The sequence below is a fragment of the Falsigemmobacter intermedius genome (genome assembly GCF_004054105.1).
GTDB lineage: Bacteria > Pseudomonadota > Alphaproteobacteria > Rhodobacterales > Rhodobacteraceae > Wagnerdoeblera > Wagnerdoeblera intermedia.
Window position 1 is genome coordinate 1 of sequence record NZ_SBLC01000081.1, and the last position, 5,007, is coordinate 5,007.

The 5,007-nt window shown below is 64.2% G+C and carries 6 protein-coding genes and 1 pseudogene; 3 read left to right on the forward strand and 4 right to left on the reverse strand.

Translation table 11 applies throughout. The annotated features are described in order from the left end of the window. Positions 1 to 61: 61 nt before the first annotated feature. A pseudogene (locus EP867_RS18740) lies at positions 62 to 553 on the reverse strand (phosphonate ABC transporter ATP-binding protein); the annotation flags it as partial. 410 nt (positions 554 to 963) lie between these two features. On the opposite strand from EP867_RS18740, the gene EP867_RS18745 reads away from it, so the two are divergent. Beyond that, positions 964 to 2,187, forward strand: a complete 1,224-nt coding sequence (locus EP867_RS18745) for a M23 family metallopeptidase (RefSeq protein ID WP_128490968.1) — start codon at positions 964 to 966, stop codon at positions 2,185 to 2,187. Positions 2,188 to 2,262: 75 nt separating this feature from the next. On the opposite strand, the gene EP867_RS18750 is transcribed toward EP867_RS18745, so the two are convergent. Then, a complete protein-coding gene (locus EP867_RS18750; RefSeq protein WP_128490969.1) occupies positions 2,263 to 2,856 on the reverse strand; it encodes a TetR/AcrR family transcriptional regulator in 594 nt (197 codons plus the stop codon). A gap of 111 nt (positions 2,857 to 2,967) precedes the next feature. Between EP867_RS18750 and EP867_RS18755 the strand changes: the two genes are divergently transcribed. Continuing rightward, positions 2,968 to 3,369 (forward strand): RidA family protein, encoded by a 402-nt coding sequence (locus tag EP867_RS18755; RefSeq protein WP_128490970.1) that lies wholly within the window; start codon positions 2,968 to 2,970, stop codon positions 3,367 to 3,369. 139 nt (positions 3,370 to 3,508) lie between these two features. Here EP867_RS18755 and EP867_RS18760 read toward each other — a convergent pair whose 3' ends face one another. Continuing rightward, on the reverse strand, positions 3,509 to 4,300 hold the full coding sequence (locus EP867_RS18760) for an enoyl-CoA hydratase/isomerase family protein (RefSeq protein WP_241656972.1): 792 nt from the start codon (positions 4,298 to 4,300) through the stop codon (positions 3,509 to 3,511). A gap of 33 nt (positions 4,301 to 4,333) precedes the next feature. Beyond that, on the reverse strand, positions 4,334 to 4,510 hold the full coding sequence (locus tag EP867_RS20340) for a hypothetical protein (protein WP_241656973.1): 177 nt from the start codon (positions 4,508 to 4,510) through the stop codon (positions 4,334 to 4,336). A gap of 53 nt (positions 4,511 to 4,563) precedes the next feature. Here EP867_RS20340 and EP867_RS20345 point away from each other — a divergent pair, with 53 nt between their 5' ends. After that, positions 4,564 to 4,848, forward strand: coding sequence for a hypothetical protein (locus EP867_RS20345; RefSeq protein WP_241656974.1), 285 nt, complete (start codon positions 4,564 to 4,566; stop codon positions 4,846 to 4,848). The last annotated feature ends 159 nt before the right edge of the window (positions 4,849 to 5,007 follow it).

The following is a 5,007-nucleotide window of genomic DNA, read 5'->3' on the forward strand; positions in this document are numbered from 1 at the left end:
CGGCTGGTCCAGCCGGTCAGGCGGCTATCTCGGCGCAGCCGAAGCTGTTGATCAGACGTTCCTTAGGATCCTGCATCAGCGCGCGGGCAATGGCGACGCGCTGATGCTGCCCGCCCGACAGGGCTTCGGCGCGTTTGGTGGCCTGATCGGCGATCCCGAGGCGCTCGAGGATGTCCAGAGCGCGCAAGATATCGGCACGGGACCACAGGTTGAAAAGGGTGCTCAGCGTCGAGCGGCGGTTCAGCAGGCCGTGCAGCACATTGGAGGCCACATCGAGGCGCGGCACCAGGTTGAACTGTTGAAAGATCATCGCGCACTGGCTTTGCCATTCGCGCTGCGCGGCGCCCTTCAACCCCAGGATCTCGCGGCCATTGACGAAAATCCGGCCCTCACTTGCATCGGTCAGGCGGTTCATCATGCGCAGAAGCGTCGATTTCCCCGCGCCCGAGCGGCCGATGATGCCCACAAAAGCAGGGCGGTCGATGGTGAAGCTGACGCCATCCACCGCCCGTCTGGCTCCGAAAATCCGCGATACCTGTCTGACGTCGAGCATGGTTCTCTCCGGTGAGGTCGCCCCGAAGATCAAAGCGCCCCGTCACAGCCGCATGACGGCTTTGCGAGAGTTTTGTGACGGCCCCGGCGGCATCTTTACCTGGCGGGGGCCGGGCCGGGAGAGCCGCGCAGCGCAGCGAACCGCCCGGAGCCGGTGCCTTTCACCCATGGGCGCGCCATGAGCATGATCTCGCTGACTGCGGGGGGCGCGGGCCTTTCGGTCGTCCCCCAAAGGTTGCCGCCCCGGGAGCCGGAATTTAGAGAGGGCAGCGTATCAGCGCCTCTTTGCAGGGGGCAGGGTCAGGGGTGTGCGCGGAAAGCCATGGCCGGTGGCAGGGCTGCAGGATCGGAAAGGTCGGCTTGGTGAAATTGCGGTATTGGACAGCCTTCACAGGCTGCGCGGTGGTCATTGTGAGCGGGTTCTCCCTTTATGAAGCCCCGCCTCCGCCGCCTCAGACCGGGACCACCCCGCCGCCCGCGCAGGTTACTTCCGCCGTTCCGGCTGTGCCTCTCTCCTTACCCGGGGCGGTCCCGGCACCTGCGACTCCGGCCCTGGAGATCGTCTGGCAGGGGGAACTGGGGGCCGGGCAGACGCTGGACGGGCTGCTCAACTCTGCGGGGCTGGAGACGGCGCAGCGCCATACGGCCTCGGAACTGATCGGCAGTCTTTATGATCTGCGCCGCCTGAAGCCGGGGTTCCGCCTCACGGTCAGCGCGGATGAGAGGAAGGCTCTGACCGAAATCGCGCTTGAGGTTGAAAACGGCGGGCAGATCATCGCGGCCTTAGGCGCGCAGCCCTCGGTGCGCCGCGAGATGCCCGAGCCGGAGGTGGTGATCCGCGCCGCCGAGACCGAGGTGCGCCGCTCAATCTATGGGGCGCTGGAGCGGGTCGGGGCGCCGACCCGGTTTGCGACGGATCTGGAACTGATCTTCGCAGATATTCTGAACCTGCGCAAAGAGATCGGTGGCGGCGAGCAGCTTCGCCTCGTCTGGCGTGAAGAGCGCATCGGGGACCGGGTGGTGGGCGAGCCGGTCATCGACTTCGCGCAGTTTGACCTCGGCGGCGAGACCTATGAGGTCATCTGGCCGAAGGATGGTGCCTTGCGCAACTTTATTTACCGGGACGGCGAATTGCTGCAAAGCTTCCGCCAGCCGGTCCCCGGCGCGCGGCTCAGTTCCGCCTTCGGGCCACGGATCCACCCGGTGCATGGCGGACGGCGCATGCACAACGGGGTCGATTTCGCCGCAGCAGAGGGCACACCCGTTTATGCGATGCAGGACGGCATTGTGACCTTTGCGGGCCCGCGCCGCGGCTATGGCTATCTGGTGGAGATTGATCACGGCAATGACGTGGTGACGCGCTACGGGCATCTGGGCAGCGATCTGCCGGTGAAAGCAGGCGGGAAGGTAGAGCGGGGGCAGAAGATTGCCGTTGTCGGCAATACCGGCACCTCAACGGCGGCGCATCTTCATTACGAGGTGCTGGTGCAGGGCCGTCACGTCTCGCCGCTGGACTATGAATGGCCCATCCGGCCGCAATCCCCCCTTGCGGATCCGGGCCGGCTTCTGGCGCGGCTTGAAGGCGCAAGGGATCATCTGGCCGAGGCGCTGGACGCCTCCGGGGGCGATGGCTGAGAGGGCCCGGCGTGGCCGGATCAGCCGCGCTGGTCTGAGCGAAGCCTTGAGGGCCTGCGACACGCTCGGATGCGTTTAACCATCCACACAGACGCCTGAGGCCAGGGCCTCAAAGGCGGCGATGGCTTTGGGCAAAGTGGCTGCGGCATCCTCAGAGGCGGCAACCCAGAGGGCGGCATTCAGCGCCATACCATTGAGGAGCCGCGCCAGGGCTTCGATATCCACCGATCTGATCCGCCCCTCGGCTGACAGCTCCTGCAAAGTGGCAATCGTGGCCTGCAGGCAGCGGTTCTGGCTCGGCCATTGCAAGGGATCGCCCAGCACCGCCGGACCGTCCAGCAGCACGATGCGCTGCACTTCAGGCTCCAGCGCCATTTCAATATAGGCCCGGCCCTCCGCCATCAGCCCCTCCCAGCCGCCTCCGGCGGCGATCCCGCAGGCCCGGGCTTTGCCGGAGAGTTCGGTGTCAATCTGCTCCACAACAGCGGCGAAGAGGCCCTTTTTATCCCCGAAATTGTGGTGGAGCGCGCCTCGGGTCAGACCAACCGCTGCGGTAAACTCATCCATCGAGGCCGCGGCAAAGCCCTTTTCAGCAAAAGCCTGCCGCCCGGCCGCGATCAGCCGGGCGCGGTTCTCAGCCATTTTCTCGAGGCGGGTTCTGACGGCCATGCCTGTCCCCTCACATACGCAGCGTATTTCATTTGACATACGTAGCGTATGCCATTTATTCACATACGCATCGTATCCGAATCTTCATGTCATTGCCAGGTGAGAAATCCCATGTTCGACCGTCCTGAAGCCATTTTCCCCGCCGACCGCCACGCGCTCTATCAGGCGCATGGCTATTCCGCCGCCATCCGATCGGGCGATCTGGTCTTTGTCTCGGGTCAGGTCGGCAGCCGCGCTGACGGCACGCCGGAACCTGACTTTCGCAAACAGGTCGCGCTGGCCTTTGAAAACCTGCGCGCTGTTTTAACGGCAGCGGGCAGCAGCATGGCGGATATCGTGGATGTCACGACGTTTCACACGGACCCGGAGGCGCAGTTCGGCGACATCATGGCGGTGAAGGCTGAGGTTTTTCCGCAGGCTCCCTATCCGAACTGGACGGCTGTGGGGGTGACCTGGCTCGCCGGATTTGATTTTGAGATCAAAGTGATCGCGCGACAGCCCGCAGCGGCATAGGGGGCAGAGGCTCTCATCACGGGCACAGCCCCTGCGGCGCGGCGTGAGCCGGTCCCGATGAAAGTCCCGGGACCGGCTTAATCTTCAGGCGCCCCGCAACACGTGGATGCAGGGGCCATCCCAGCAGAAGAAGCCGCGCTTACCGGCCGGTGAAAACCGGTTTGCGACGCTCTTTGAAGGCGTTCAGGCCCTCCTGGTGGTCCTGGCTGCGGTTGGTCAGCGATTCATAGGCAATGCAGGCGTCCATGATGCTGTGCGCCAGCTGCTTCAGCCCGATATTCACCGAGACCTTGGTCCAGCGGACCGATTGCAGCGCGCTGCCGGCCATGCGGTTGGCAAACTCCATGACCTTCGCATCAAGATCAGCAGCCGGCACGGCGTGATTGATCAGGCCCATCTGCGCAGCCTCTTTGGCCGGGATCGCATCACCGGTCATCAGATATTCTTTCGCCCGCGCATAGCCGATCAGCTGCGGCCAGATCACCGCGCCACCGTCCCCCGCCACCATGCCAATGCCGACATGCGGGTCAGCCAGAACGGTGTCATCGGCGGCATAGATCACATCGCAAAACAGCGCCAGGGTGCAGCCCAGACCGATGGCGGGGCCGGCAAGTTTCGCAATGATCGGCTTTTCGCAATCGAGCATCGAGAAGATGATCTGCTTGGCCTCTCGCGCCGTCAGTTCAAATTTCAGCGGATCATCGATCTGGCCCTGCAGCCAGTCCATATCGCCCCCTGCCGAAAAGGCACGGCCCGCGCCGGTCAGGATAATGACGTCCGACTCCGGGTCATTGGCGGCATCGATGAAGACCCGCGCCAGTTCGGCGTGAAGCTGCCCGTCCACGGCGTTCAGCCGGCCGGGGCGGTTCATCGTCAGCGTCAGGATGCGACCGTTGCGGCTCCACTCAATCGCCTCATAGTTCTGTTGCATCGGGTCTCCCCCCTTCATGTATCCGGATTTTCTTCAGGCGCGCGCCACGCGCTCGGGCAGTTTGTAATCGGCATAAGCTGCGCGCAGCTCTGCCTTCTGGATCTTTCCGGTGCCCGAGACCGGCAGTTCCGGCAGCACCAGGATGTCATCGGGCATCCACCAGCTCGCGATGCGCGGGGCCAGATGGGCGCGGACCGCCTCCGGCAGCACGTCTCGCCCGGACGGGCAGAGACCAGCAGCAGCGGGCGCTCCATCCAGCGCGGATGCGGCACCGCGATCAGGGCGGCAGCCAGCACGCCCGGGCATTTCAGGACCTCGTTTTCCACATCGATCGAACTGATCCACTCGCCGCCCGATTTGATGACATCCTTCACCCGGTCGGTGAGATGCAGATAGCCGTCGGCATCAATGCGGCCCAGATCGCCGGTGCGAAACCAGCCGTCTTCGCTCAGAAAATTCCCCTCGATGCCGTAATAGCCGCTGACGATCCAGGGGCCTCTGATGCGGACGGCACCGATGGTGCGGCCATCCTGCGGCAGGGAATTTGAACGCGGGCGTGGTGACGGGGCGGCATCCGCGCGGCTCTCATCCCTCGCTGACGCCGAGCCAGCTTTATAAGACGGCCGACGGCTGGATCTTCATCATGTGCAACATGTATAACCGCCCCTTGCGCAAGAGGGTACTTAGGATCTTTTTGGCGCGTTGTC

Excerpts from the sequence above, each read along its gene's own strand:
- EP867_RS18750 (WP_128490969.1), bottom strand. The coding sequence starts at position 2,856 with ATGGCCGTCAGAACCCGCCTCGAGAAAATGGCTGAGAACCGCGCCCGG.
- EP867_RS18755 (WP_128490970.1), top strand. The coding sequence starts at position 2,968 with ATGTTCGACCGTCCTGAAGCCATTTTCCCCGCCGACCGCCACGCGCTC.
- EP867_RS18760 (WP_241656972.1), bottom strand. The coding sequence starts at position 4,300 with ATGCAACAGAACTATGAGGCGATTGAGTGGAGCCGCAACGGTCGCATC.
- EP867_RS20345 (WP_241656974.1), top strand. The coding sequence starts at position 4,564 with ATGCGGCACCGCGATCAGGGCGGCAGCCAGCACGCCCGGGCATTTCAG.